Here is a 23,656-nt window from a genome sequence, read left to right on the forward strand (position 1 = left end):
GAACCCATACATGGTGGAGTATTCAACGGACGTGGAAGTTCCGTTTCCCCCTGGATTTATGGAGATGCCATACTTATCCATGGCAGGTGCGTGGGGGGAACCGCCATGTCGGCAGAGGCAGTGTCCAGCGAGACCGTGGTGGAGCACGCTTCGGGCGTGGGCGCGAGTGCGCCGCCCGGGCTGCCCTACCGGGAGCTTTTCCTGCAACTGGCGGAGCAATCGCCGGACGCGGTCTTCACCAAGGATGTGCAGGGCCGCTACACCTTCATCAACAGCGCGGGGGCGCGCTATCTGGGCCGGAGTGTGGAGGAGATCCTCGGCCGCAAGGATGATGAGTTGGTGTCGCCGGAGGAAGCGCAGGCCACCAAGGAGTTCGACCAGCAGGTGATGCTCGCGGGGCGGATGCTCCACTCGGAGATGAGCGAGCGGATGGCCGGGGCGCAGCGCGAGTGGTTTTCCACGAAGAGCGTCATCCGGGGGCAGGACGGGCAGATGATGGGCCTGTTTGGCATTGCCCGGGATTTGTCCGTCCATTTGCGAGGCGACGAGGCCCGGCGCCGCAACGAGGCCCTCTTCCGGTTGGCGGTGGGAGGCAGCTTCGATGCCTTCTTCATCCTCCGGGGAGAGTCCGGGGGGCTGCGCATCCTGCACCTCAACACCCATGCGGAGTCGCTGCTGGGCTGCCTCGCGCGCGAGGCCGAGGGGCAGCTGCTCGCCGGGTTTCCGCATGCGGCCCTCATCGCGCCCGCCGCCGCGTGCGAGGAATTCTGGCGGACGGGCAAGCCCCAGGACGAGGAGGTGTGCCAGGAGCTGCCCGGACGCGGGCGCCGTTGGTTCCGCCGCCAGCTGCGGGCCGTGGGCGACTGTCTGACCGTCACGGTGCGTGACATCACCGAGCAACGTGAGAGCGAGGCCCGCCTGCGGCTCAACGAGCGGATGGCCTCCATCGGGATGCTCGCGGCGGGGGTGGCGCACGAAATCAACAATCCGCTCGCGTTCGTCTCCAGCAACCTCGGCTTCATCCAGGACGAGCTGCGCCGGCCGGAGCAGCTGGAGGAATTGCGGAGCGAGCTGCTGGAGGCGGTGGCCGAGGCGCGCGAGGGCGCCGAGCGCATGCGCCTCATCGTGCAGAGCCTCCAGTCGCTCTCGCGCGGAGATCCGGTGTCCACGCAGCCGCTGGAGCTGCACGAGGTACTGGAGGCCTCCATCCGGCTCGTGCAGGGCAAGGTGTGCAGCCGGGCGCGGCTCGTGCGCGATTACGGCGAGCTGCCGCACGTACACGGCAATGCCGTGCAGCTGGCCCAGGTCTTCGTCAACCTGCTGGTCAATGCCGCGCAGGCCATGCCCCCGGGAGGGGGGGAGATCCGGTTGACGACGCGTGTGCGCGGCGACTCGCGCGCGGTGGTGGAAGTGCGGGACACCGGCTGTGGCATCCCCGCCGAGCACCTCGAGCGCATCTTCGAGCCCTTCTTCACCACCAAGCCGGCCGGAGAGGGCACCGGCCTGGGCCTGCCCATCAGCCACGGCATCATCCGCGCGCTCGGCGGGGAGTTGTCGGTGGAGAGCACGGTGGGGGAGGGGACGACGTTCCGTATCCTCCTGCCCACCGTGGCCGAGCAGCTGATGGAGGAACGCTGGCCCGCCAGTGCTGGGGCCCTGGTTTCCTCATCGCCGTCATGAGCGTGGATCAGATCGTCCGGGCCCACGGCGGCAGCGTGGTGGTGCACTCCACGCCGGGGTGGGATTTCAGCGCCTCGCCAGACCCAACGGCTTGACCTGGCTGCCTGCCGCTCCCTGTAATCGGCGGGTTTGGCCTTCCAACTCGAGAGGCTCGTCCGGAGAGGTACAATGTCCAGGCATTGTGTCGATGATGCTCGCCCCGTGGAAACAAGGCGGCCCTTTCGCGCGGGGGCGCTGGCCCTGGCGGGGTTGATGCTGGTGACAGCGTGCGCCACGGGGGCTCCCATGGGAGGAGGGTTGACGGCGTACCGTTACCGTCCATCCGTGCCGCACGGCTCTCCCGAGGCGGAGCCGCTAGAGGTAGAAGCCGACGACAGGGGCCAGGGAGAGGCAATCTTCACCAGGTTGCCCACGGACTTTGCGCCCGTACAGGTGGATGACTCCGACGTTACCGCAGCCCTGACAACGTTTTGGCTGAACGCGCCGCTGCGGGTGGCCACGCCCCGTCCCGCTCTGTATGTCGGTCGTCGGTTGGCGTTGGTCTCCGTGTCCTTGAGTGGCGAGGCCCGGCAAACAGACCTGGCGCAGTCCTATGGGCGTTATTGCGAGCGGTGCGGCACTCCGGGGGATTGCCTGACCCTGTTTGAGGATGGGCCCAGCTTCCAAGATGACGACAAGCGCCGCCTTGCAGTTGCCCTGGCGGTGGGCCCTGCCCTGGAAGGCGTCAACGCGGAAGTGCGGGCGATGCTCAACCCCACGCGCGTCATGACGATGCTTAGCATCACCATAACGGTTTACATGGCGCTATTGCTGGCGCCCGTGCCTGAGCCCGTGACAAAGGGCGCGGCCCTGGTGTTTAGCGCGGCCATGTGGGCCTATCTCGGCTGGGAATTCTTCCATCTGATAAGAGCATATGCGGAGCTTTATGAGGATGCGCCGCAAGCCTCTACCTTCGCCGAGTTGCGCGAGATTGGCGAGCGGTTCGGCCGTGTCATCGGCCCCAACAGTGCGCGTATTCTCGTAGTCGTGGCGACAGCGGCGATAGGGGAAACGGCGGCGCTCGCTTCCAAGACCCCGAAGCTACCGGGATTCACCCAAGCTTCGGAGAGGTTCATGGCGAATACTGGCTTGCGCTTGCAGGATGCGGCCACCGGAGCCGAGCGCGTCATTGTCTCGGTGCCCGAGGGCACGATCCGCCTTGTGTTGGCGCCTCCTGCGATGGCCATGGCCGCCAAGGGCGTTGCCGCTGGAGGTCCTGCGCCGAGCCGGGGCAAACTCCTCCCTGACGGACATAGAGCGTGGAAGTCGTTCAGTGGCTTCAAGTCGGCCAAGGGCTCAGCGGGCCCGGGGAAGGAATGGCATCACATCGTGGAGCAGACTCCGGCCAACGTGACGCGGTTCGGGGGCGAAGCCCTCCATAATACAGAGAATGTTGCTGCGCTGGATAAGGCTCTACATACCGAAGTTGGCCGTCTGTACTCTTCAGTTCGCTATGATATTACCGGCTCGTCCACGTTGACCGTTCGGAAGTGGCTGAGTAGTCAATCCTACGAGGCGCAGCGAGCGTTTGGTTTGCTTGCAATCAAGAATATACAGAGTGGGATATGGTGAAGAGTTTCGAAAAGCTCGTCGAGGAGTTTGCTTATCACGTACAAGCCCAAACCGAGCAAATCGCCGGGGGCGATGCGAAGATCGGAAACAAACACGCCAAGAAAGCTCTTGCCGCTTTCATGCAGCTTCGCTCTCACGGAGATCTCGGGCGCGATGCGCTCGCGGCGCTGTTCTCACATCCTCGCATGGACGTGCGCGTAATGGCTGCTGTGTTCCTGCTCCGCCATAGGACGGCGGAGGCTAAAGCAGTCTTGGAAGAGGCCGCAAAGGGGCAAGGGTTGGTTCCGTTCGGAGCTTCCGAAGCCTTGAAGCGGTGGGAAGAGGGAACTTGGGCCCTGGACCCCGCCGAGGATGAGTCGGGACAGACGGAATCCCCCCGGCCCGCCGCGCCCATCCAGCGCAGCCGTTCACGCACAGAGCGTGCCGCTGTTGCCAAAGGAAGGGGGGGCAAGCGGGACAAACCCGGCGGTTGATCTTGTGCGGGGCGCGCGCCGGGATTCACAGCCGAAGCCCGGGCCGGTGAGGCGAGCCGAGGCTCGGGCCCACCCAGGCAAAGAGGGACGGGGTGAGGGTATCCGTCCCCGTATTCCTCACTTGCTGTCTTCGGGGTCAACGGACTGCGGCGGACGGCTCTGGTCCTTGCCGACGGGCAGGTAGCACTTGCCCTGGTACTCGGCCTGGGTCTCGGCGCAAGGCGGACGCTGAGCAAGTTCCACCCAACAACCCCCATTGATTTCGACCTGACCAGCCTTGGCCCTGCAGGGCGCCTTCGTTTGGTTACGGAAAGGCTCTTTTGGCAACGGGTAGGTGATGCTCGTTGTCTGTGGCTCCTCCGCGTTGATCCAATCCGGGGCGTCCAGCTGGGAGGGGCCTTGGTGATCCACAATGGGCGAGGAGGGCTCCAGGTATTCGGGCCCGCTCGTCCCATGCAGCCAGACGCCCAGCCCGAGCGCGAGTACGGCGAAGCCCGCGACGGTGCGAGGAACCCACCGCGCCCGGTGTCGCACGCGCCCTCGCGCGAGGTGGGCCTGCACCTGGGGATTGTCCTCCACGAGCTCGGCCGCCGCGGTCATGAGCGCGAGGATGTTCACCAACTCTGGCATCGGGACCGAGGCGGGCGCCTCCTCCACCTCCAGCGTCAGGGATGGCGGCTCGGGTTGGCAGGAGAGCCGCATGCGCCATGCGCCCTTGGGTTGCAACTGCGCGCGCTCTCCGGGGAGCAGCGTCAGTGCCGCATTCCCCGTGCTGGTATGCCGCGATTCGTGGAGGCATCCCAATTCGGGCCCCACCTCTTCGCATCTCCCGCCGAGCTGGAACGGCCCGAGCCCACTGTCCTTCCCTATCTTCTCGTTCGCCACGTGCTGTCCCCTCATGAATGCGCGCTTCACGCCCGCACAGGGGAGCGGATTTGACTCCGTGAGTCAAGGCGATTGGCGAGCCCTGTTGGGTTATCTCAGGGTATTTTCTACTGCGCAGGGTTGTTGCTGCTTGCGCATCACGTCTAACGACCCGGATGCGGAAATCCTCCTGCTGATTGTGCCATGACGGACGAGGCTCACCTGATGACGGAGAACATGAAGGGACTACTCCTGGAGGACCGCTGGGCGCCCGTCACTTCGGAGATGGGATTCCTTGAGGCTGGTGCGGAGCACGCCGCCCGCGCCTACGCGGCGTGGTGGGGAAGGTTGCTGGCGCCTCGTGGCATCACGGTGGATGTGCGTCCCGTCTCGGGCACTCTGGAGCAGGTCCTCTCCTCGCTACTACCCTTGACCAGTCCGGAGGCGGCGCGCCAGCTCTTCATGCCGACGCGCAGTGCCTGGACCGCGTACGTCGAGAATACGCGAGGGGGGACCGACGCCATGAGCGCCATGTCCTACATGGCCGAGACGTTGGGCTGCCGAGGCCTGCGCGTGGTCGCCGTGCCCCACACCCTCCGCGAGGACAAAGGCCGTTATGGTGCTGTGGCGCTCTCGGTGTATGGCCCACACCAGACGGCTTGGCTTAACTACGTCCGGGTCGTGAGCGCAGTTGATGACGGGGGCCGCTGGGTTTTCGACCAGTTCGGAGAACCCTTCCCCTTCGAAAAATTGGAGCAGTACCAGGCGCGCCGCGTGCGGGATCGGTTCACGTTCGACATGCTCAAGGAGTACCTGCGCCACCTGGGCCTGTCGCCCTTCGAGGAGGACTTCTACCTGCCGGGGGGCGCACCCGCGTGGCTGGTGGAGAGGAAGGGCCCGGTTTCCCCCAAACACAAGGAGTACACCCTGGCCCAGGTCCGCGAGGACTTTTGACTCTCACGCATGAGTGAGCGCGAGCTGTGCCCCCATTCCCTCGCCCTCCGGGAGAGGGACAGGGTGAGGGTATCCGTCCCCGTGTTCCTCACCTGGCTGTGTCAGGGCTGGACGGATTGAGGCAGATGGCCTCGGTCCTTGGAGACGGGCAAGTAACACTTGCCCTGGTACTCGGCCTGGTCCTCGGTGCAGGGAGGACGCCGAGCGAGTTCCACCCAGCAACCGCCATTGATTTCGACCTCATCCAATTTGGCTTTGCAGGGAGCCTTCGCCTGGTTTCGGAAAGGCGCCTTGGGCAGCGGGTAGTTAATGCTCGCTGTCTGTGAATCCTCCGTGTTGATCAACTTAGGTGCATCGAGCTGAACGGAGTCTTGGGCAGCCACGATGGGCGAAGAGGGCACTAGGTGTTCGGGCCTGTTCGCCGCACGCATCCAGATGCCCAGCCCGAGCGCGAGCACGGCGAAGCCCGCGACAGCATGAGGGATCCACCGTGCCCGGTGGCGCACGCGCCCGCGCGCGAGGTGGGCCTGCACGTGGGGATTGTCCTCCACGAGCTCGGCCGCCGCGGTCATGAGCGCGAGGATGTTCACCAATTCCGGCATCGGGACCGAGGCGGGCGCCTCCTCCACCTCCAGCGTCAGGGATGGCGGCTCGGGTTGGCAGGAGAGCCGCATGCGCCATGCGCCCTTGGGTTGCAACTGCGCGCGCTCTCCGGGGAGCAGCGTCAGTGCCGCATTCCCCGTACTGGTATGCCGCGATTCGTGGAGGCATCCCAATTCGGGCCCCACCTCTTCGCATCTCCCGCCGAGCTGGAACGGCCCGAGCCCACTGTCCTTCTCTGTCTTCTCGTTCGCCACGTGCTGTCCCCTCATGAATGCGCGCTTCACGCCGCACAGGGGAGCGGATTTGACTCCATGAGTCAAGCGGGTCCGCGAATCCTGTTGGGTTCTCTCCGGGGGTCTTCTCTGCTACGAGGGTCGGAGAGGCTCCATTGATGACCGAGAACATGAAGGAACTGCTCCTGGAGGATCGCTGGGCGCCTGTTACTTCAGACATGGGCTTTCTGGAGACCAATGCGGAGCACGCTGCCCACGCCTACGCGGCGTGGTGGGGAAGGTTGCTGGCGCCGCGTGGCATCTCCGTGGAGGTACGGCCAATTTCGGGCACGCTGGAGCAAGCCCTCTCCGCGCTGCTGCCTTTGACCAGTCCGGAGGCGTTGCGACAGCTCTTCATACCGACTCGCAGCGCCTGGACGGCATACGTCGAAAACGCGCGAGGAGGGACCGATGCCATGAGCGCCATGTCCTACATGGAGCGGACGCTGGGTTGCCATGGCATGCGTGTGGGCGCAGTGCCCGACACCATCCAGAAGGACAAGGGGCGTTACGGAATCGTCGCGCTAGAGGTATACGGCCCCAGGCAGACGGACTGGCTCAACTACCTTCGCACTGTTTATGCAATGAATGATGGTGGCCGTTGGGACTTCGGCCAATCGGGCGAGCCTTTCCCCTTCGAGAAGCTGGAGCAGTACCAGGCGCGCCGAGTGAGGGACCGGTTCACCTTCGACATGCTCAAGGAGTACCTACGCCACCTGGGGCTGTCGCCTTTCGAGGAGGACTTCTACCTGCCGGAAGGTGCACCCGCGTGGCTGGTGGAGAGGAAGGGCCCGGTCTCCCCCAAACATCAGGAGTACACTCTGGCCCAGGCCCGGAAGGACTTCTGACTTTGGACACCCCTGGGCATCGTGTTGGACTCTCGCCATGTCGACCCGTGATTCCATGACCCCGAGCGAGCGTCTCCGCGAGGTGCTCGAAGCTCCCCGTCGGTCCTTCATCCCTCTGCCGGACACGCAGATCATCGAGAGTCCCGGCTGGTCGCAGCTCGTCACCCCCTCGCTGCGCCAGGGGGGCCTCAATGAGGTGTCCTTCGCGGCCCTGGACGAGCAGGAGGCCGATGCCGTCATCGACGAGACGCTCGAGCTCTACCGCCGCCTGGGCCTGCGCTTCCGGTGGACGGTGGGGCCCGACAGCCGGCCCGCGGATCTCGCCGAGCGGCTCGCGCGTCGCGGTCTGCGCCAGTCCGAGACGTGGGGGATGATCCGCGAGACCGAGGCGGTCCCGGTCGACGTGGGTGGAGACGTCACCGTGGAGGAGGTCGACGAGCGGACGGTGGCGGAGTACTCGCGAACCATGGCCGAGGGATGGGGAATGGACCCCGCACCGATCGAGGCGTTCAACCGGTCCGTGCTCGCCAGTCCCGACGGAGGCCTCCGCCTCTTCCTGGCGCGATACCAGGGTGCTCCCGCGGGCACGGCGGGGCTCGCCGCCTTCGAGCGCTCGGTGTTCTTCCTCGGGGGTGTGGTGCTCCCGGCTTTCCGGGAGCGTGGGCTGTACCGGGCCCTCGTCGCCGCGCGGCTGCGCTACGCCGCCGAGCGGAACATTCCCTTCGCCACCGTCCATGCCAGCGCGAGCACCTCCGCGCCCATCCTGGAGCGCCTCGGCTTCGAGACGCTCTGCCGGTTTCCAATCTTCACCAACGACTGACAGGCGTGCGGCGTCAGTTGGCACCCTCGAGCTGCGGCATCCGTCCTGTGTCTCGTCACCTGCCCAGGAACCCGAGCAGGGCCTGGTGCCACTTGTCGGGGGCCTCGAAGTGGGGAATGTGGCCCACGTTGGGAATCTCCACGAGCGTTGCATTCGGAAACGCCTTGGCGGCGCGCTTGCCCAGCTCGGGGTACTGGCCGAGCTTCGCGAGCGCCTCGGGGGACACGCGGGCGCGGCCGATCGTGGTGCGGTCCGCCTGGCCGATGACGAGCAGCACGGGCGCCGTCACGAGCGGGAACTCGTGCACCACGGGCTGCTGGTAGATCATCTGCTCGGTGGCGGCGGAGACCCAGGCGAGCCGCGGGTACTCGGCGCCGAGCGTCTGGCGGTAGGGCACCTGGACGTACTCGTCGAACTCGGGGCGCCACGCGACGTAGTAGGTCTTCTGGTACTTGCGGATGGACCCCTCGGTGGCGCCGAGCTGATCGCGGTAGAGGTCCTCGGTGGCGCGCCAGGGGACGAGGAAGCGGTAGTCCTCGAGGCCGATGGGGTTCTCCAGGACGAGGTGGGTGGTGGCCTCGGGGAACATGCGGGCGAAGCGCGTGGCGAGCATGCCGCCCATGGAGTGGCCCACCACGGCGACCCTGGGAATCCCCAGCTTGTCGAGCACCTGCTTCGTGTTCGAGGCGAGCAGGTGGAAGTTGTAATCGAGCGCGGGCTTGGAGGACTTGCCGAAGCCGATCTGGTCCGGGACGACGACGCGGTAGCCGGCCTGGCTGAGCGCGCGGAGGGTGACGTTCCAGTAGGCGCCGAAGAAGTTCTTCCCGTGGAGCAGCAGGACGGTGCGGCCGTTGGGCTTTCCGGAGGGGGGCACGTCCATGTACGCCATGCGCACGTCCTGGCCCTGGAGCGAGAGCGGGAGGTACTGGACGGGGTAGGGGTAGGGGTAGCCCTCGAGCGCGATGCCGAGCGCTTCGGGCGTCTTCGTATCCTGGGCGGCGGCGGGCGTGGCGCAGAGCAGCACGAGCAGTGCGAGCAGGGGACGCTGGACGGACATGGGGCCTCCGAAGGGGTGGGACTCGAGGGAGTTCCCTACCCGTTCATCGGGCAGCTGGCGCGAGAAACCGTGGGTGAGCACCGGGCTCTTGTCAGGATTGGAGCAGCCCACCGTGGGTGCGTGCGATGCTGCACGGCCAGGACACGGAGAGGCGCATGACACGGGGATTCGAGCTGCTGGACTACAACCGCGAGGCGTGGAACCGGCAGGTGGAGAAGGGGGACCGGTGGACGTTGCCAGTGGGCCCGGAGGTGATCGCCGCGGCACGGAGAGGGGAGTGGAGCGTGGTGCTCACGCCGAGCAAGCCGGTGCCGCGCGCGTGGTTCGGGGAGCTGGCCGGCCGGGACGTGCTGGGCCTGGCGAGCGCGGGAGGGCAGCAGGGGCCGGTGCTCGCCGCCGCCGGAGCGCGGGTCACGGTGTTCGACAACTCGCCCGCGCAGCTCGGGCAGGACCGGCAGGTGGCCGAGCGCGAGGGCCTCTCCATCCGCCTCGTGCAGGGGGACATGCGAGACCTCTCGGCGTTCGCGGACGAGAGCTTCGATCTCATCTTCCACCCCTGCTCCAACGGCTTCGTGGACGACGTGCGGCCCGTGTGGCGCGAGGCCTTCCGGGTGCTGCGGCCCGGTGGGGTGCTGCTCGCGGGGTTCTCCAATCCGATCGTCTACCTGTTTGATCCGGAGCTGGAGCAGCGGGGCGTGATGCAGCTCAAGTACCGCATGCCGTACTCGGACGTGACGAGCCTCACCGACGAGGAGCGCCGCCGGTACACCGACAAGGGCGAGCCCCTGTGCGTCGGGCACTCGCTGGAGGATCAGCTCGGCGGGCAGCTCGAGGCCGGTTTCCTGCTGGCGGGCTTCTACGAAGACAAGCAGCCCGAGGGGGACAAGCTGTCCGAGTACCTGTCTGGCTTCTGCGCCACCCGGGCGGTGAAGCCCGCGAAGCGCTAGCACCCGAGGACACGCATCCATGCCGAGCCTGATTGAACGCTTGCAGTCCTACATGCGGAGCAGCGCCGCGCAACGCTACGAGTCCGTCCCGGTTCCTCCCTTCACGGCGTTCTTCCACGCCTTCGACCCACTCATCTACCTCAACTACGCCATCCCGGACGGGCCCATCTCGGGGGACGTGAGCGAGCCGCTGCGGCGGCTCCGGGCGGAGTTCCAGGCGCGGCGGAGGGTGCCCCGCTTCGAGTACGTCTCCGAGCTGGCGCCAGCGCTCGCGGACAAGCTGCTCGCCGCGGGCTTCCGGCAGGAGGCCGAGGCGCGGGTGATGGTCTGCACGCGCGAGAGCTTCACGCCGGTGGAGGTGCCGGAGGGGCTCGAGTTCTCGTTGCTCTCGCCCGGCTCGTCCCGCGAGGACGCGCGCGCGTTCTGCAACACCGGGCGGCGGGCCTTCGCCGTCGATGACGCCTACGAGGCCTCCGAGGAGGAGCTCTCCGGGTTCTTGAAGGACCTGAAGGAGGGCAGGGGGGTGCTGGGGCGCGTGGCGGGAGAGCCGGCGGTGGTCGGCACGTGCACGCCCCCGTCCGAGGGCATCGCCGAGCTCGCGGGAGTGGGGACCCTGGAGCGTTTCCGCAAGCGGGGGTTCGGCTCCGCGCTGACGTCCCGGGCCGCTCGGGAGGCGTTCGACGGGGGCGTGGACGTGCTCTTCTTGAGCACCATCACCGAGGAGGCCGGCCGCATCTACGAGCGGGTGGGGTTCCGCTTCGTGACGCGGATGCTCTTCTACGTCGATGCCGCGCACCCGGAGGGCGCCCCGGCTCCCGTGTCGGACTGAGCGAGGGCGCCCGGCCCTCCAGCAGCCGGGCATGGGAAGGCCGGTTGTGCTCGAAGGCCTTGCTGGCTTCAATGCCGGGTCCGAGGCCGATCTCCTCCGTTCTCAGCCGCGCACGGGCGCGGTAGCTTGGGGGGGAGATGGAGAATCACCTCGCGCGTGTGCTCGTGTGCCTTGCTTTCCTCTCCACGGGAGGGGTCCGTGCGGCGGCCGGTGAGCCGTCCCCCGCCTCCGAGTCCTCGCCGGCTCAACGGAAGCGGACGGTGCTGCTGCTCGGCGACAGCCTGATCGTCACCAGCTTTGGCGAGTACCTCGAGAAGTCGCTCAACGCGTCCCCCGGAATCCACGCCGTGCGGAAGGCGAAGTCCTCCACGGGGCTGGCGCGTCCGGACTTCTTCGACTGGATGAAGGCGGGCCGCGAGGAGGTCGAGCGCCACCATCCCGACGTGGTCGTCGTCATCATGGGCGGCAACGACGGGCAGGGGCTCACGGACGACAAGGGCAAGGCGAAGGTGCAGTGGGGCGCGCCGGGCTGGGAGGCCGCGTACCGCCAGCGCGTCGAGGACTTCCTGCACGTGCTCGAGGCGCCGGGCCGGAGGATTCTCTGGCTGGAGCTGCCCGTCACGGGGCTGCCGAACTTCGAGCGCAAGCTGCGGGTCATCCGCCGCGTGTTGCGCGAGGCCGTGTCGGCGCGGGGGGCCACGACGCACCTGGACACACGGTCCTTCTTCACCGACGCGAAGGGGGGCCTGGTGCGCGAGGCCCGGGTCGAGGGCTTCCGCAAGCCGATGCCGCTGCGCATGGAGGATGGGGTGCACTTCACGCTGGCGGGGGGCCGCTACTTCGCCAGCAGTGTCTTCCCGGCGGTGCTGGGGCTGCTCGAGGCGGGTGGGGACTCGGCGCCCGCCGCCGGGGAGCCGGAACTCAACGCGCCGGAGCCCGCCGTCTGCCGCGAGTCCGATGCCGCGTCCGAGGCGCCGATGATGCCCCTGGCGTTCTGCCGGGAGTGAGGCGTGAGGGGGCTCGCGAGACGGAGCCTCCGGGGTGGCTCAAACCTGGGAGGAGCCCGGGTCGCTCACGGCCGGAGCGGGAGCGGGAGCGGGGGCGGGCTTCTTGGGGGCGAGGGCGCGGCGGGGGCCCTTGATGGCGTAGTTGAGGAGCATCGCCGCCGGGAAGAGCATGCCGAGCCCCTGGTTGAGGTTTTCCGGCGGGTGGACGATGGCGCCGAGCGTCATCGCGGCGAAGAGGACACCACACACCACACGGATGAGAAGGGCGTTCACGGGAGTTCCTGGGGACGAGGTGACCCATGATAACCAGGGGTTCTCCCCGTGCACCTCCGGCCATGAGAAAACCCTCGTCCGCCCTGCCAGCGATCATCCTCGGCGTGAGCTCGGCGCTGTTCTTCACCATGACGTATGTGCTCAACCGGCGCATGGCGGCGGCGGGGGGCTCGTGGGCGTGGAGCGCGTCGCTGCGCTACTTCATCATGGTGCCGCTGATGTCCGTGCTGGTGGGCGTGCGGGGCGGCTGGCCGGCGCTGGGGGCCGAGCTGCGGCGTCACCCGCGCGAGTGGCTGCTCTGGGGGGGAGTGGGCTTCGGCGTCTTCTATTCGCTGCTCACGCTGTCGGCGGAGTACGGGCCCTCGTGGCTGATCGCCGGCTCCTTCCAGGTGTCGGCGATCTCCGGACCGCTGCTCTCGCCGTTCATCTACACGGATGCACGCCGGCGCATCCCCCTGAAGGCGGTGAGCGTGGGCTCGCTGATCCTCGTGGGGGTGCTCGTCATGCAGCTGGGGTACTTCACCCTGGCCATGCCGGCGCGGGCGTGGCTGGCGCTGCTCTTCGTGGTGCTCTCCGCCTTCGCGTACCCGCTGGGCAACCGCCGGTTGATGCTGCACCTGGAGCGCGAGGGCGTCTCCCTGGACGCGAGCCAACGCGTGCTGGGCATGACGCTGGGCAGCCTGCCGTTGTGGCTGGGCGTGGCGGCCCATGGCTACTCGCGAGCGGGGTGGCCCTCGCCGGAGCAGGTGCTGCAGTCGGCGGGCGTGGCGGTCTCCTCCGGAGTCATCGCCACCACGCTCTTCTTCCGGGCCACGAACATGACGGCGAACAACCCGGTGGGCCTGGCGGCCGTGGAGGCCACGCAGGCCACGGAGCTGCTCTTCGCGCTGCTGCTGGGGGTGCTCTTCCTCGGCGAGCCGTGGCCCTCCACGGTGAGCTTCGTGGGGGCGGGAATCATCGTGGTGGGCATGGTGCTCTACAGCCGCATCAGCGTGGCCGCCGAGCTGGAGCCCTCCGCGGTGCAGACGTGACGCGCCGGCCACGCCTGTCCGCCGTGGCGTGGCCCGTGGAGGCCAGGCGGGATCATGAGGAGGGTTTCCTTGTCAGGTATGAGTAGAGCGTCGTTCCTTGGAGGTATTGCCGCGGTACTGGCGCTGGCGGGCGGCTGTGTGCCTTCTGGCGACGCGCCGTCCCCGTCCGCCAGCGTGGCCTACCCGCCCGTGCTGCGTGCCGATTTCCCGGACCCCTTCATCCTCGAGCACGAGGGGCAATACCTCGCCTATGCAACGAATACGGGCGGGGCCAACGTGCAGATGGCCTCGTCCACGGACCTCTCGAGCTGGCGACTCCTCTGGGATGAACGGGAGCCGGGCCGGCTGCGCGACGCGCTGCCCGTCCTCCCTTCCTGGGCGAAGACGGGCTTCACCTGGGCGCCCGAGGTGCTGCGGACACCGGGCGGCTTCGTGCTCTATTTCACCGCGCGCCACGCCGCCAGCGGCCTCCAATGCGTGGGCGCCGCGACCAGCGAGGATCCGCACGGTCCGTTCACCTCGCAAGCCTCCGAACCCCTCGTGTGCCAGTACGAGCTCGGCGGCACGATCGACGCGAGCCCCTTCCGTGCTCCGGACGGACAGCTCTACCTCTACTTCAAGAACGATGGGAACAACCCGGCCTTCAACAAGCCGACGGAGCTCTTCGCCCAGCGTCTTTCGCCAGACGGGCTCGGCCTGGTGGGCGACCCCGTCTCGCTGATCCGCAACGACAAGCCCTGGGAGGGCCGCGTGGTCGAGGCTCCGGCCATGGTCGAGCGGGGCGGCGCGTATGTCCTGTTCTTCTCCGCCAATGACTATGCCTGGCAGGACGCGCAGCGCGTTTCGAATTACGGGAGCGGTTACGCTACCTGCGAGGGGCCGCTGGGGCCGTGCACCGATGCTCCGGGCAATCCGCTTCTCGCCAGCACGGCTCAACCCTGTCTCAGCGGCCCCGGTCATCAGGCCGTGTTCCAATCCGGGGGCAGGGACTTCCTCGCCTTCCATTCCTGGTCAGCGACCCAGAGTTGCAGGCCCGCGAACCTGGGCCGCTTCCTGCACATCGTCGAGCTGTCCTGGCAGAACGGCGTGCCTCGAATCGCCCCGCTCGAGCCGCGTTGAGGCGGCGAGGCTGGAGCGCATCCCAGCCTCGCCCCCCTTCATCACCTAGATGCGGACGCGGATGCCCAGCGAGTAGATGCTCTCCTCGTAGCGCACGTCGCGGGGGTAGGTGTCGCCTTCGGGCGTGAACTGCCGGAAGTTCCGGAAGGGACTGCCGAGGATGTTCGACGCGTCGAAGGTGAAGCTGACCTTCTCCCAGGGCGCGTAGCTCGCCGAGAAATCGAGCCGCGACACGCCGTCCACGAACTCACCCGTGAAGCCGGGGCCGTTCGGGTTCTGGACGTAGGAGGTGATCCAGCGCGAGCGATAGTTGTAGGCCAGACGGGCGGAGAGCTTCTCGCGCTCGTACATCGCGACGAGGTTGTAGGACCAATTGGACACGCCGGGGATCCGGCCGGTCTCGCCCAGCTCGAGCTGGTAGCCCGCGGGGAAGGCCTGCTTGTCGTCCAGATAGGTGACGTTGCCATAGGCGCCGAAGCCGCCGAGCCAGCCGGGGAGGAAATCGAAGAAGCTCCCGACCGTGGCTTCGAAGCCCTGGATGCTGCCCTCGCCGGCGTTCACCGGGATGTTCACGCGGACGCGGCCAGGCCCATAGGTCGGGTCATCCCGGGTCACGTCGAGGTTCGTGATGAAGCCGTTGAAGTCGCGGCGGAACACGGCGAGGGACGCCATGCCGGTCTGCTGGAAGAAGTACTCGAGCGAGACGTCGTAGTTGTTCGACCGGACGGGCTGGAGGTCGGGGTTGCCGCCGCCGCCGGTGATCTGGCAGCTCGGGGGCGGGCTGGGCTCCGACAGACAGGGGGGAGGCGAGTTGAGGACGATCGGGCGCAGCTGATCGAAGCCCGGCCGCGTCCGGGTCTGGTTGGCGGAGAGCCTCAGCTGGAGGTCGTGGAGGAGCCGGATCCTCGCGCTGACATTGGGGAGCAGGTCGGTGTAGTTGCCAGTGCCCTCCTCGGTGGTGGTCTCGGTGGGGTAGGTGGTGACGGTGGTGTTGGTGCGCACCGCCCGGAGGCCGAGCACGCCGTCCACCCGCACGCTGCCCACGTTGAACTCGTAGCGCGCCTGCCCGTACCCGGCGAAGGTCTGCTCGCTGGCGTCGAAGATGCGCAGCCGCTCGGGCGCGCCTGGAGTGTAGCCCTCGAGGGCGCGCAGCTGCTCCACGTTGCTCCGGATGCTCTCGTACGTCGGCACGACCCAGGTCCGCGTCTGCTGGATGTCGCTGCCGCGGAAGCCGCCGCGGAACACATGCAGATCGACCGGAAGGTCGGTGAGCGGCATCCCGGCGTGCGCATTGCTATAGCGCTGACCATTCTCCTGGTAGGCGTCGCGGGTGGTGACGCGCAGGCCGGCCTCCAGCTTGGGGAGGAAGGAGAGGCCGGTCTTCACGTCGAGGTCCGTCCGGGCCTGCCAGTCATCGCCCGCCGCGACGTAGGACCTGTCGAAGAAGCCGACGTACTGGAAGTTGGCGGGATTGGTCAGGTCGTAGTTCCGGAGGGAGAACTCCATGCCACCGGGGCCCCGCGGCACGTCGAAGTTGACGTCGAAGGTGGGGGAGGCGGCCAGCTGCTGGTCGAAGCTGTAGAGCGACATGTCGAACTGGCTGGTCGTCCGCGCCAGATCGGCCGTGAGCCGCACGGGGCCCGTCTCATAGGTGCCGCCGACGGCGAACTGGGCGGTGTCGGTCGTGCGGTAGGTCGCGCCCTGGAACATGAACGGCCGGGCGGCGTTCTCGACGGTGAGGCTCTGGGCCTGGTCCGTGGTGTCCGGCCGCAGCGTCACGTTGGTGTACCGGGCGCCGTCGCCCCACAACCGCATCTCCAGTTGGCGGTCCGAGACGCTGTCGCGGTACCCCTGCCAGAGGCCCTCGGCATAGAACTCGAGCCCCGTCGTTGGCCGCCACTGCAGCGCGCCGTTCACGGACGGCCGTTCGCGCTGGCCGGTGCCATAGAAGATGCCGACCACGTCGGGGAAGCGGAACGCCTCGCCCGTGTCCGCGGCCCGCCCGTTGGGGCTGATGAACCCGGTGTTCCAGCGCGCCGAGTCCAGATAGTTGAGGCGGGTGTAGGAGAAGTTGATCAGCGCGCCGACGTCGCCCGCGCCGGTGTGCCAGCGGTCGGTGATCAGGAGGTTGCCGTTCGGGTCGAACGCGCCGGACTGATTGGCGTAGGTGGCCCGCAGGGAGCCCGAGAGCTCGAAGCCGTCGAAGTCGAACGGCCGGCGGGAGCGCACGTCGATGAGACCGGCGAGGCCACCTTCGATCTGATCGGCGGTCGTGGTCTTGAAGACGTCGAGCGCCGCGATGCCACCCGAGGGAAAGTCGCCGAGCGCGACGCTGCGCGTTTCGGCGGTGAAGATCTCCCGGCCGTTATAGGTCGTGGTGAGGTCGGGCAGACCGCGCACCAGCACCTGGCCGGCCGCTTCGCCGCGTTCCCGGGCGACCTGGACGCCCGGAATGCGGGCCGCCGTCTCGGAGACCGTGACGTCCGGCAACTTGCCGATGTCCTGCGCCACGACGCTATCGACGATCTGATCGGAGTCGCGCTTGATGGTCTGCGCCTTCTGCATGCTGCGTTGCAGGCCGACGACTTCGATTTCCTCGACATACTCATCGTCGCCCGGAGTGCCCGCGGCGGCCGCGGCGTCATCCGTTCGAGGCGCGGTGCTCGCGCCGGCCGCTTGCGACGCCGGTGCGGCTCCAGGGTTGTTCGGCACGGCTTGCTCGCTCTGCGCAAGCGCATCTGCCGTCAGCATCGTGAGGGACGTTGAACAAAGAAAGAATGTCTTCAAACGCATCGAATACCCTCTCCAACTGCGCGCACAAATCCGTCGGCTCCTCTGCTGGCTGGAGTTGCCTGGCGAGGTCCTCCGGTTTCATACGTGTTTGTAGGGCCGCGCATCTCACCCATGCCCACGCAGGGTGTCAAGACGTAGTCCCGTTTATCCGCGATTCGCGCTGCTGACGGGTTACGGCGTGGTGCGTCAAATCCACCTCCCAAGCCACGGTCATCCGCTTCACCGGCGACAACGGCAACCCCCTGGCCAGCAGGACACCTCTCGCCGCGCGCCCTGCGTGCTATACGGTCCGCGGTCTGCTCGGCCCCCCGCGAGACAGGCCGCGCGCATTCCTCAATCACAGGAGACGTCGTGGAACGGATCCCCTTCGGTACGGCCCCAGGAGGACAGCCCGTCGAGGTCTACACCCTCACCAACAAGCGAGGGGTGGAGGCGCGGGTCACCAACTACGGGGGAATCCTCCTCAGCCTGCGCGTGCCGGACCGGGACGGCCGTTTCGACGACGTGGTGCTGGGCTACGACTCGTTGGCGGGCTACCTGAAGGATTCTCCGTATTTCGGCGCGCTGATCGGCCGCTATGGCAACCGCATTGCCCGGGGCCGGTTCACGCTCGATGGCCAGCCATACACCCTGGCGGCGAACAACGGCGTCAATCACCTGCACGGCGGCCTCAAGGGCTTCGACAAGGTGGTGTGGACCGCGGAGCCCTTCGAGAACGAGCAGGGCATGGGCCTCGTCCTCACCTACGTCAGCCCCGACGGCGAGGAAGGCTATCCGGGGACCTTGACCGCGCGGGTCACCTATACGCTGACGGGCGATGACGAGCTCGTCTTCGACTATCACGCCACCACCGACAAGGCGACGCCGGTCAACCTCACCCAACACAGCTATTTCAACCTGGCCGGAGACGGGAAGGGCGACATCCTGGGCCATGTCGTCACGATCAACGCGGACCGCTTCGTGCCGATCGACCCGACGTCCATTCCCCTCGGCGGGCTCCGCGAGGTCACGGGTACGCCGTTCGACTTCAGGCGGCCCACGGCCATCGGCGCGCGCATCCGCCAGGACGACGAGCAGCTCCGCAACGGGCTGGGCTATGACCACAGCTTCGTTTTCAACCAGGGCAGGGCCGGCGAGCTGATGCTGGCCGCGCACGTCCTGGAGCCCACCACCGGCCGCGTGATGGAAATCCACACCACCGAGCCCGGCATGCAGTTCTACTCGGGCAACTTCCTCGACGGCACGCTGAAGGGAAAGAAGGGCGCGGTCTACCACCACCGCTTCGGCTTCGCGATGGAGACCCAGCACCTGCCGGACTCGCCGAACCAGCCGGACTTCCCCTCGACGATTCTGCGCCCGGGCGAGCAGTACCGCTCGCGCTCCGTCTACAGATTTTCCGTCTCGGGCCGGTGAACCCAGGCACTCCCTCTGGTGAAACCATGACGCTACGCGAACAGATCGAACAGGATTTCCGCGCACGCTTTGGCGCGGCCCCCACCGCGGTCGTACGGTCTCCGGGCCGGGTCAATCTCATCGGTGAGCACACCGATTACAACGACGGTTTCGTGCTCCCCATCGCCATCGACCGCGAGGTGTGGATCGCGCTGCGCCCGCGCGACGACCGCCGCGTCGTCGTCCACTCGCTCGACTACGGCGCGTCCCTGTCCTTCGAGCTCGGGCGGATCTCCCATACCGGCACGGATTGGGGCGAGTACCTGAAGGGGGTCGCCTGGGCGCTGCAGGAGGCCGGGCATACGCTCGAGGGTCTGGAAGGGGTGATGATCGGGAACGTGCCGCGCGGCGCGGGCCTCTCGTCCTCCGCCGCCGTGGAGCTGGCCATGCAGCGCGCCTTCGCCACCGTGAGCGGACTGCCATGGAAGCCCTCGGAGATGGCGTTGCTCGGCCAGAAGGTCGAGAACAAGTGGATCGGCGTCAACTCGGGGATCATGGACCAGATGATCGTCGCGGGGGGCCGGAAGAACCACGCGCTGCTCATCGATTGCCGCGACCTGTCGCTTCAGCCCGTGCCCGTCCCCGCGGGCGCCGTGGTGGTGGTGCTCGATACGGGGACCCGCCGCGGGCTGGTGGACTCCGCCTACAACGAGCGCCGGAGCCAGTGCGAGCAGGCCGCGCGGTTCTTCGGCGTGAAGGCGCTGCGAGACGTCGATACACGGACCTTGTCGGCGCGCGAGAGCGAGCTGGAGCCGCTGGTCCGCCGCCGCGCGCGGCACGTCATCACCGAGAACGACCGGACCCTGCGGGCCGCCGAGGCCATGCGGGCCGGAGACCTGACGCGGCTGGGGCAGTTGATGGACGCCAGCCATGACAGCCTGCGCGACGACTTCGAGGTCACCAACGATGCGCTCAACACCATCGTGTCGCTGGCGCGGGCGCAGCCGGGCTGTTTCGGAGCCCGCATGACGGGAGCGGGCTTCGGTGGCTGCGCGGTGGCCCTGGTCGCGCCCGAGCGGTCCGAGGCATTCGTCCAGAGCATCGGCGAGAAGTACGAGCAGGCCACGGGGAACACGCCGCACATCTACGTGTGCCATGCCGCGGACGGGGCGAGCGTGCTGGAGTCCAGCCGGTGACGATCGAGCGGCTCTCTTCGGTGAGCTCGCGCTGCTGCGGATGCACCGGCGCCTGGAGGGCTGAGCAGCCGGGTGTGTTTCAAATGTCTTCGAGGGAAGGAAGGAGCGCATGACCCCCGCCGCGAACAACGAGCACGAGCCATACGACGTCGCCGCCATCATGGGCGGGCTCTACGGCGATGGGATCATCGGCCTGAAGGGCGCCTTTTCGCGGCCCTGGGTGGAGCGGATGCGCGAGGACATCGGGACCTTGTTCGAAGAGGCCCAGAAGGTGCCCGGCGGGGCGCTCCCCCGAGGGCCACAGCGCTGGTACGTCGAGGTGCATCCGGAGCGGATCCGCGGCTTCGTGGACATCGCCACCCATCCCTGGTTCGTCGCGGTCTGCGAGGCGGTGCTGGGACGCGATTACAAGATCGTCGAGGTCGGCTTCGACATCCCGTTCCCCGGCGCGGCCGACCAGCCGTGGCACCGCGACTTCTCCACACCGGAAGCGACCACGAAGGGGCGGCGCCTCAACAGCCTCGCCTTCAACCTCACCGCCGTGGACACCCTGCCGGAGCATGGTCCGTTCGAAGTGGCGCCGGGGACGCAGTGGGACGAGTTCGAGGGCTGCGAGAAAGGCATGTTCCCACCCAGGCATCTGTGGCAGCGCTACATCTCCCGGGCGGTGCAGAAGATGCCTCGAATGGGGGATATCTCCGCCCGCTCGGCGCTCACCATCCACCGCGGCACGGCCAATCGCTCGAATGAGTGGCGGCCGGTGCTGGTGGTGGGAGTCGATGCGCCCGACGCAACCAATGCCAATCATCACGACCTGCAGGTCACCCAGGCATATCTGGACTCACTGCCGGTACGGGTGAGGGAGCACCTGACCTATCGCGTCACCGGGAAGCTCGAGACGGTGGTGCAGCACCATGTCATCGAAGGGCTGTTGAAGCCGGACTATTGAGGGCCGCGGCGGCACCGTGGCCTTGGCGATGTACCTCTTGTCTGTCCGGCGGAAGTCCACGAAGCTTCGCCGCCGCGCCGGGGCGGCCGGCGCCCCCAGGAAATGTGAACGATGGCTGATGTGCTGCTGCGGGATGTGCAGAAGCGATATGGCTCCCAGTCGGTGATCCACGGTGTCTCGCTCGAGCTGAAGCACCGGGAGTTCATCGTCTTCGTCGGCCCCTCGGGGTGCGGCAAGTCCACCCTGCTGCGCATGGTTGCCGGGTTGGAGCGGATCACCGGTGGGGAGATCCTCATTGGCGGGCGCCGGGTCAACGACACGCCGCCCGGCGACCGCGGGGTCGCCATGGTCTTCCAGAACTACGCCCTCTATCCGCACATGACGGCGGCGGAGAACATGGCCTTCGGCCTGCGCAACATTGGCACGCCGCGCGCGGAGATCTCCGAGCGTGTGAACGCCGCCGCGAAGACGCTGCAGATCGAGCACCTGCTGGAGCGCCGTCCCGCGGAGATGTCCGGCGGCCAGCGCCAGCGCATCGCCATCGGCCGCGCCATCGTGCGCCGGCCCGACGTGTTCCTGTTCGATGAGCCGCTCTCCAACCTGGATGCGGCGCTGCGGGTGCAGATGCGGGTGGAGCTGGTGCAACTCCACCAGCGGCTCGAGGCCTCCTCCATCTATGTCACCCACGACCAGGTCGAGGCGATGACCATGGCCGACCGCATCGTCGTCTTCCGCGAGGGGCGGATCGAGCAGGTGGGCTCGCCGCTCGAGGTGTACCGCAACCCCGCGAACACCTTCGTGGCGGGCTTCATCGGCGCACCCAAGATGAATCTGCTCGAGACCCGGGTGGTTGCCACCAGCCCCGGCCGGGTGGAGGTCGCGCTGCCTGGCGGCAAGGCCGGGCTCTCGGTGGATGGCAGCACGCTGAGCGCGGGCGCGCCGGTCACCTTCGGCGTCCGGCCCGAGCACGTGCGGCCGACCGCTGGCGAGGGCATCTTCCGTGGCCAGACGAAGGCGATCGAGCGGCTGGGCCGCGAGACCCTGTTGCATGTCACGGGGGCCGACGGCGCCACGCTCATCGCCACCGACACGGGCGACAGCACGGTCCGCCTCGGCGACACCGTGACCCTGGCGCTCGAGCCCGGCAACGGCCGGCTCTTCGGCGCGGATGGGCTGGCACTCAGGGGCCTGCCATGAACGTGACCCTCGAGCAGGCGCCCGCCGTGCAGCGCGGCTGGCTGACGCGGTACCGCGACGCCATCGCGGGCTATGGTTTCCTGGCGCCCTTCCTCGCCTTCTACGCCGTCTTCCTGATCTATCCCTTCGCCCTCGGCCTGTGGATGAGCCTGCACGACTGGGAGATCGTCGGGGACTACCGGGAGTACATCGGCGGGTTGAACTACCAGGAGCTGTGGGACGACCCTTATTTCTGGGAGGCGCTCAAGCGCACCCTGCAGTTCGCCGCCATGACGGCCCCGGCGGCCACGGTGCTCGGGCTGGCCCTGGCGCTGGCGCTCAACCGGCCGCTGCGCATCTACGGCGCGCTGCGGGCCATCTTCTTCGCCTCCAGCATCTTCTCGGTCACGGTCGTCACGCTGGTGTGGTCCATGGTGCTCAACCCCGACCGTGGCCTGATCGCCAACGGGATGCGCGCCGTGGGGCTGGAGCCCATCGCCTTCCTGGCGGACCGGGCGTGGGCCATGCCGGCGCTGGTGGTGACGACCTTGTGGTGGGGCGCCGGCTTCCCCATGGCGCTCTTCCTCGCCGGGTTGCAGCAGATTCCTCTCGAGGTCTACGAGGCCGCCCGGCTCGACAAAGCCTCGCGCTGGGCGGTGCTGCGGCACATCACCCTGCCGGCCCTGGCGCGCACGACGCTGCTCGTGGTGGTGCTGCAGACCGTCATGCATCTCCAGGTGTTCGGCCAGCCGCTGTTGATGACGCGCGGCGGTCCGTCCAACTCCACCCGGCCGCTGGTGCAGTTCATCTACGAGACCAGCTTCCGGGACTGGCGTGCGGGCTATGCCTCCGCGACCTCGATGGTGCTGTTCAGCTTGATGTTCTGCGTGGCGTTGCTGCAGCTGCGGCTGTCGCGGCAGGAGGAGAAGTGAAGCCATGAACCGGACCCTCGGTGACCGTCTCCTCCTCGCCCTGATGATCGGCGCCGCGTTCGTGTGGATGATGCCGATGCTGTGGGTGCTGGCCCTGTCGCTCAAGCCCAACTCCATGCTGGTGAGCTCCACCCGGGGCATCGTGCCGTGGCCGCATACCCTGGAGAATTTCGCCACCCTGCTGCGGGTGTCGCTGACGCCCCGCTGGCTGCTCAACAGCGTGATCGTCGCCATCGGCATGACGGCGTCGGTCCTGCTGGTGTCGTCGCTCGCGGGCTACGCCTTCGCCCGGATCGACTTTCCCGGCCGCCGCGCCGTCTTCCTGCTGGTACTGGCCGGGCTGATGGTGCCCGAGCAGGCCATCATCGTGCCGCTGCATGCCCTGTTCGCCCGCTGGGAATTGCACAACACCTACTTCTCCCTCATCGCCCCCCGCGTGGCGGTGCCGATGGGCGTGTTCTTGATGACGCAGTTCTTCAAGGCCATCCCGCGCGAGCTGGAGGAGGCCGCGGAGCTCGACAACGCGGGCCGGCTGAAGATCTTCTGGTCGATCATGCTGCCGCTGTCCCGCCCGGCGCTGACGACGCTCGGCATCTTCACCTTCCTGCACGCCTGGAATGACTTCCTCTGGCCCGTCGTCACGGCGACCCAGCCGGAGATGTATACCCTCAGCGTCGGCCTCGGCTCGCTGCAGGGCAACTTCGCGATGTCCGAGGGGCTCGGCTTCCTGATGGCCTCGGCCGTGTTCGCCAGCGCCCCGATGATCATTCTCTACGCCGTGTTCCAACGCCATATCGTGCAAGGCATTGCCATGACCGGCGGCAAGTAGG

At 67.6% G+C, this 23,656-nt stretch carries 22 protein-coding genes; 17 read left to right on the forward strand and 5 right to left on the reverse strand.

Going from position 1 to position 23,656, the window contains the following annotated elements; genetic code table 11:
* Positions 1-105: 105 nt before the first annotated feature.
* From ACJ8AN_RS36690 to ACJ8AN_RS36700, 3 genes are all read left to right on the forward strand, one after another.
* Positions 106-1,680, forward strand: a complete 1,575-nt coding sequence (locus tag ACJ8AN_RS36690) for an ATP-binding protein (protein WP_407760245.1) — start codon at positions 106-108, stop codon at positions 1,678-1,680.
* Between the two features lie 297 nt (positions 1,681-1,977).
* On the forward strand, positions 1,978-3,291 hold the full coding sequence (locus ACJ8AN_RS36695) for a hypothetical protein (protein WP_407760246.1): 1,314 nt from the start codon (positions 1,978-1,980) through the stop codon (positions 3,289-3,291).
* Positions 3,285-3,764, forward strand: coding sequence for a DUF2019 domain-containing protein (locus ACJ8AN_RS36700; protein WP_407760247.1), 480 nt, complete (start codon positions 3,285-3,287; stop codon positions 3,762-3,764). The genes ACJ8AN_RS36695 and ACJ8AN_RS36700 overlap by 7 nt, the downstream gene beginning before the upstream one ends.
* 117 nt (positions 3,765-3,881) lie before the next feature.
* Here the strand turns inward: ACJ8AN_RS36700 and ACJ8AN_RS36705 are convergent, their stop codons facing one another.
* Positions 3,882-4,649 carry a hypothetical protein gene (locus tag ACJ8AN_RS36705; protein WP_407760248.1) on the reverse strand — a complete coding sequence of 256 codons (768 nt, stop codon included), beginning with the start codon at positions 4,647-4,649 and terminating at the stop codon, positions 3,882-3,884.
* 183 nt (positions 4,650-4,832) lie between these two features.
* Here ACJ8AN_RS36705 and ACJ8AN_RS36710 point away from each other — a divergent pair, with 183 nt between their 5' ends.
* Positions 4,833-5,582 carry a hypothetical protein gene (locus tag ACJ8AN_RS36710; protein WP_407760249.1) on the forward strand — a complete coding sequence of 250 codons (750 nt, stop codon included), beginning with the start codon at positions 4,833-4,835 and terminating at the stop codon, positions 5,580-5,582.
* 101 nt (positions 5,583-5,683) lie between these two features.
* Here the strand turns inward: ACJ8AN_RS36710 and ACJ8AN_RS36715 are convergent, their stop codons facing one another.
* A complete protein-coding gene (locus ACJ8AN_RS36715; RefSeq protein WP_407760250.1) occupies positions 5,684-6,439 on the reverse strand; it encodes a hypothetical protein in 756 nt (251 codons plus the stop codon).
* A gap of 137 nt (positions 6,440-6,576) precedes the next feature.
* Here ACJ8AN_RS36715 and ACJ8AN_RS36720 point away from each other — a divergent pair, with 137 nt between their 5' ends.
* Complete coding sequence (locus tag ACJ8AN_RS36720) at positions 6,577-7,305, forward strand: hypothetical protein (protein WP_407760251.1); 729 nt, start codon at positions 6,577-6,579, stop codon at positions 7,303-7,305.
* A gap of 37 nt (positions 7,306-7,342) precedes the next feature.
* Complete coding sequence (locus ACJ8AN_RS36725) at positions 7,343-8,125, forward strand: GNAT family N-acetyltransferase (RefSeq protein WP_407760252.1); 783 nt, start codon at positions 7,343-7,345, stop codon at positions 8,123-8,125.
* A 55-nt stretch (positions 8,126-8,180) separates the two neighbouring features.
* Here the strand turns inward: ACJ8AN_RS36725 and ACJ8AN_RS36730 are convergent, their stop codons facing one another.
* Positions 8,181-9,182: an alpha/beta fold hydrolase gene (locus ACJ8AN_RS36730; protein WP_407760253.1), complete on the reverse strand. Its 1,002-nt coding sequence runs from the start codon at positions 9,180-9,182 to the stop codon at positions 8,181-8,183.
* A gap of 155 nt (positions 9,183-9,337) precedes the next feature.
* Between ACJ8AN_RS36730 and ACJ8AN_RS36735 the strand changes: the two genes are divergently transcribed.
* From ACJ8AN_RS36735 to ACJ8AN_RS36745, 3 genes are all read left to right on the forward strand, one after another.
* Positions 9,338-10,129, forward strand: a complete 792-nt coding sequence (locus ACJ8AN_RS36735) for a class I SAM-dependent methyltransferase (protein WP_407760254.1) — start codon at positions 9,338-9,340, stop codon at positions 10,127-10,129.
* 19 nt (positions 10,130-10,148) lie between these two features.
* The gene (locus ACJ8AN_RS36740) at positions 10,149-10,958 is read left to right on the forward strand and encodes a GNAT family N-acetyltransferase (protein WP_407760255.1); all 810 of its coding nucleotides are present in this window, start codon (positions 10,149-10,151) and stop codon (positions 10,956-10,958) included.
* A 260-nt stretch (positions 10,959-11,218) separates the two neighbouring features.
* The gene (locus ACJ8AN_RS36745) at positions 11,219-11,965 is read left to right on the forward strand and encodes a DUF459 domain-containing protein (protein WP_407760256.1); all 747 of its coding nucleotides are present in this window, start codon (positions 11,219-11,221) and stop codon (positions 11,963-11,965) included.
* A 39-nt stretch (positions 11,966-12,004) separates the two neighbouring features.
* Here ACJ8AN_RS36745 and ACJ8AN_RS36750 read toward each other — a convergent pair whose 3' ends face one another.
* On the reverse strand, positions 12,005-12,238 hold the full coding sequence (locus ACJ8AN_RS36750) for a hypothetical protein (RefSeq protein ID WP_407760257.1): 234 nt from the start codon (positions 12,236-12,238) through the stop codon (positions 12,005-12,007).
* Positions 12,239-12,300: 62 nt separating this feature from the next.
* Here ACJ8AN_RS36750 and ACJ8AN_RS36755 point away from each other — a divergent pair, with 62 nt between their 5' ends.
* Together ACJ8AN_RS36755 and ACJ8AN_RS36760 are read left to right on the forward strand one after the other, a co-directional pair.
* Entirely contained in the window at positions 12,301-13,269 is a 969-nt protein-coding gene (locus tag ACJ8AN_RS36755) for a multidrug resistance efflux transporter family protein (RefSeq protein ID WP_407760258.1), read from the forward strand.
* A gap of 78 nt (positions 13,270-13,347) precedes the next feature.
* Positions 13,348-14,388 carry a glycoside hydrolase family 43 protein gene (locus ACJ8AN_RS36760; RefSeq protein ID WP_407760259.1) on the forward strand — a complete coding sequence of 347 codons (1,041 nt, stop codon included), beginning with the start codon at positions 13,348-13,350 and terminating at the stop codon, positions 14,386-14,388.
* A 45-nt stretch (positions 14,389-14,433) separates the two neighbouring features.
* Here ACJ8AN_RS36760 and ACJ8AN_RS36765 read toward each other — a convergent pair whose 3' ends face one another.
* Positions 14,434-17,100 (reverse strand): TonB-dependent receptor, encoded by a 2,667-nt coding sequence (locus tag ACJ8AN_RS36765; protein WP_407760260.1) that lies wholly within the window; start codon positions 17,098-17,100, stop codon positions 14,434-14,436.
* A gap of 432 nt (positions 17,101-17,532) precedes the next feature.
* Here ACJ8AN_RS36765 and ACJ8AN_RS36770 point away from each other — a divergent pair, with 432 nt between their 5' ends.
* The 6 genes from ACJ8AN_RS36770 (at position 17,533) to ACJ8AN_RS36795 (ending at position 23,655) form a co-directional block, all read left to right on the forward strand.
* Positions 17,533-18,594: an aldose epimerase family protein gene (locus ACJ8AN_RS36770; RefSeq protein ID WP_407760261.1), complete on the forward strand. Its 1,062-nt coding sequence runs from the start codon at positions 17,533-17,535 to the stop codon at positions 18,592-18,594.
* Between the two features lie 26 nt (positions 18,595-18,620).
* Positions 18,621-19,769: a galactokinase gene (locus tag ACJ8AN_RS36775; protein WP_407760262.1), complete on the forward strand. Its 1,149-nt coding sequence runs from the start codon at positions 18,621-18,623 to the stop codon at positions 19,767-19,769.
* Positions 19,770-19,878: 109 nt separating this feature from the next.
* Positions 19,879-20,718 carry a phytanoyl-CoA dioxygenase family protein gene (locus ACJ8AN_RS36780; RefSeq protein WP_407760263.1) on the forward strand — a complete coding sequence of 280 codons (840 nt, stop codon included), beginning with the start codon at positions 19,879-19,881 and terminating at the stop codon, positions 20,716-20,718.
* A 111-nt stretch (positions 20,719-20,829) separates the two neighbouring features.
* Positions 20,830-21,915 (forward strand): ABC transporter ATP-binding protein, encoded by a 1,086-nt coding sequence (locus ACJ8AN_RS36785; RefSeq protein WP_407760264.1) that lies wholly within the window; start codon positions 20,830-20,832, stop codon positions 21,913-21,915.
* On the forward strand, positions 21,912-22,826 hold the full coding sequence (locus tag ACJ8AN_RS36790; RefSeq protein WP_407760265.1) for a carbohydrate ABC transporter permease: 915 nt from the start codon (positions 21,912-21,914) through the stop codon (positions 22,824-22,826). Before ACJ8AN_RS36785 ends, ACJ8AN_RS36790 begins: the two co-directional genes overlap by 4 nt.
* 4 nt (positions 22,827-22,830) lie before the next feature.
* On the forward strand, positions 22,831-23,655 hold the full coding sequence (locus ACJ8AN_RS36795; RefSeq protein WP_407760266.1) for a carbohydrate ABC transporter permease: 825 nt from the start codon (positions 22,831-22,833) through the stop codon (positions 23,653-23,655).
* Position 23,656: the final 1 nt, after the last annotated feature.

This window comes from Archangium sp. (assembly GCF_045802675.1).
GTDB lineage: Bacteria > Myxococcota > Myxococcia > Myxococcales > Myxococcaceae > Archangium.

Coding starts and splice junctions, on each gene's coding strand:
- ACJ8AN_RS36775 (WP_407760262.1), top strand. CDS start 18,621: ATGACGCTACGCGAACAGATCGAACAGGATTTCCGCGCACGCTTTGGC.
- ACJ8AN_RS36730 (WP_407760253.1), bottom strand. CDS start 9,182: ATGTCCGTCCAGCGTCCCCTGCTCGCACTGCTCGTGCTGCTCTGCGCC.
- ACJ8AN_RS36720 (WP_407760251.1), top strand. CDS start 6,577: ATGACCGAGAACATGAAGGAACTGCTCCTGGAGGATCGCTGGGCGCCT.
- ACJ8AN_RS36780 (WP_407760263.1), top strand. CDS start 19,879: ATGACCCCCGCCGCGAACAACGAGCACGAGCCATACGACGTCGCCGCC.
- ACJ8AN_RS36700 (WP_407760247.1), top strand. CDS start 3,285: ATGGTGAAGAGTTTCGAAAAGCTCGTCGAGGAGTTTGCTTATCACGTA.
- ACJ8AN_RS36725 (WP_407760252.1), top strand. CDS start 7,343: ATGTCGACCCGTGATTCCATGACCCCGAGCGAGCGTCTCCGCGAGGTG.
- ACJ8AN_RS36755 (WP_407760258.1), top strand. CDS start 12,301: ATGAGAAAACCCTCGTCCGCCCTGCCAGCGATCATCCTCGGCGTGAGC.
- ACJ8AN_RS36735 (WP_407760254.1), top strand. CDS start 9,338: ATGACACGGGGATTCGAGCTGCTGGACTACAACCGCGAGGCGTGGAAC.
- ACJ8AN_RS36760 (WP_407760259.1), top strand. CDS start 13,348: ATGAGTAGAGCGTCGTTCCTTGGAGGTATTGCCGCGGTACTGGCGCTG.
- ACJ8AN_RS36790 (WP_407760265.1), top strand. CDS start 21,912: ATGAACGTGACCCTCGAGCAGGCGCCCGCCGTGCAGCGCGGCTGGCTG.
- ACJ8AN_RS36740 (WP_407760255.1), top strand. CDS start 10,149: ATGCCGAGCCTGATTGAACGCTTGCAGTCCTACATGCGGAGCAGCGCC.
- ACJ8AN_RS36785 (WP_407760264.1), top strand. CDS start 20,830: ATGGCTGATGTGCTGCTGCGGGATGTGCAGAAGCGATATGGCTCCCAG.
- ACJ8AN_RS36690 (WP_407760245.1), top strand. CDS start 106: ATGTCGGCAGAGGCAGTGTCCAGCGAGACCGTGGTGGAGCACGCTTCG.
- ACJ8AN_RS36795 (WP_407760266.1), top strand. CDS start 22,831: ATGAACCGGACCCTCGGTGACCGTCTCCTCCTCGCCCTGATGATCGGC.
- ACJ8AN_RS36710 (WP_407760249.1), top strand. CDS start 4,833: ATGACGGACGAGGCTCACCTGATGACGGAGAACATGAAGGGACTACTC.